Origin of the sequence: Methanosarcina sp. 1.H.T.1A.1 (assembly GCF_000979295.1) — an archaeon.
GTDB lineage: Archaea > Halobacteriota > Methanosarcinia > Methanosarcinales > Methanosarcinaceae > Methanosarcina.
The window spans coordinates 1-1,730 of sequence record NZ_JJQY01000156.1 but is presented as its reverse complement, the minus strand read 5'-3'; the positions used below and the strand labels follow the sequence as shown (position 1 = coordinate 1,730).

General features: G+C 39.0%; 1 protein-coding gene. It reads left to right on the top strand.

The annotated features are described in order from the left end of the window. Window positions 1–697: 697 nt before the first annotated feature. Window positions 698–1,730: hypothetical protein (locus EO95_RS16095; protein ID WP_048136427.1), on the top strand; the 1,033-nt coding region annotated here is incomplete at its 3' end.

The window sequence follows — 1,730 nt, the reverse complement described above, 5'->3', positions numbered from 1 at the left end:
GTATTTTACCCCGTACTCTTTTTCAATAACAGGCTGGTAGCGGTCATACTGGATATGGCAGTTCGGGCACATATGGAGCATTAACTCCACTCCGGCTCTCTGAAGACTGTCGAGTATGGTTTTGGTAAACTGAAGAGAGGTGCTTTTTTGAGGCGGAGCTGGGAAAAGCCCATTCCACAGGTAAGGTTACGGGCGGTATTTTATCAGAATTTGTCTAAAAAGAGAGGATTTAATTTTTGGAGATGCTTGTCAAAGTTTAGAAGATTCACTGACTCTACAGGCTCACATGAAATACAAACACAGAGACTTTTGCGGTAATACTGTAAGCAGTCCACAAAGATCCTCGTATATGAGTATAGATGTGAATTTTTACATTTGGATATCAACTCTTGAATATATGCCAAGGATATATGCTTATACATATACTTATTGGCCAGATCATCAAACTATCGCAGATTCAGAATAATTGCAAACCCAAAACAGGTATGAAAAACGGATAGTTCGATGGAATGGCCGGAAAACTTATAAGGAGTTAGATAAGAGGAATTTATGGAGTTCAGAAGTGCTTTCCAGGTACCACCCGAACTCCACAAAACACGCCCTAAAGGCATGAGTTATGTTAGCTTTGTCTGTATTTAAGGCTTAGCTTGCCTGATTCTGCCTCCTGGTTATAAGATACACAGGAGGAGATTAAAGTATGAACCGTAATAAAATTGGAGTAAGTATACTTGTTTTAGCAACACTGCTGGTTGGTATGGTGTTAATACCGGCAGTAAGTGCACAGGAAGAAAAAGATTATTTTGTAACTGCTGAGGAAGCTTTTAAGCATGCCAATGCGAACATGATAAGTTTCATAGCAGCCGATGCACCAGGCTTTGAAAACTGGACAGGGGCATTTATTGATCCCAATCCACTAGAGTTTTACGACATAAATAGTAAGAAATTATTTTATCAATTCTCAGTATATAAAGAAAATATATTAATAGGTAGAATAGACGTTTGTGCCGATAAAACGCTTGGGGCATCAGTAAACAACATTGAATTCGATCCGGAACCCTTTAAAGCAGCCGAAGCTATGGAAAGGTCAATAGAAATCACCAAAAGTGAATATCCAGATGGGAAAATCAAATCAACCAATATGGTTGTATACAGCTATCCTAAGATTGGTGCGATGACTGTCGTAAAAGACAAGACAACAGGAGATGAGTATCGGATATTTGTAGATGGATACACCCTTGAAGGGGTAGAGGATAAACCTGCAACTGAAACCGAGCCTGGTGTTTGGTCGATGTATGACCATCTTTTAAAGAATGGAAAGGACAACAATTTAAAGGAATGGGAAAAAAGTGACCAACTTACAAACTCTATAGAGCAAGCAGCAACTAATAAAGGGGTCAATATTAATGCCTCAGTCACTGAAGAAAATATGAGTAAACTAAGTACTGATGCAGCAACAAGATTAATCACAAGTAAATCACTTTCTGTTCCCTTATATGGACAAGAAAATAGCGTTTACTGTGGTCCGGCAAGTTGTCAAATGATTGGTAAATACATATGTAACATATATCGGACCCAAAATTACATCTATGATTTTCAAGGATGGCATGACCATAATAATCTGAATGGAGGGATCTCAGATAGCGACGCTAAAGATTATTGTTACTATACTCAGCAACAGGGGGGATTAGGGCCTGTCTCTTATACACATCTGACGCTGCCGACGAATAGAG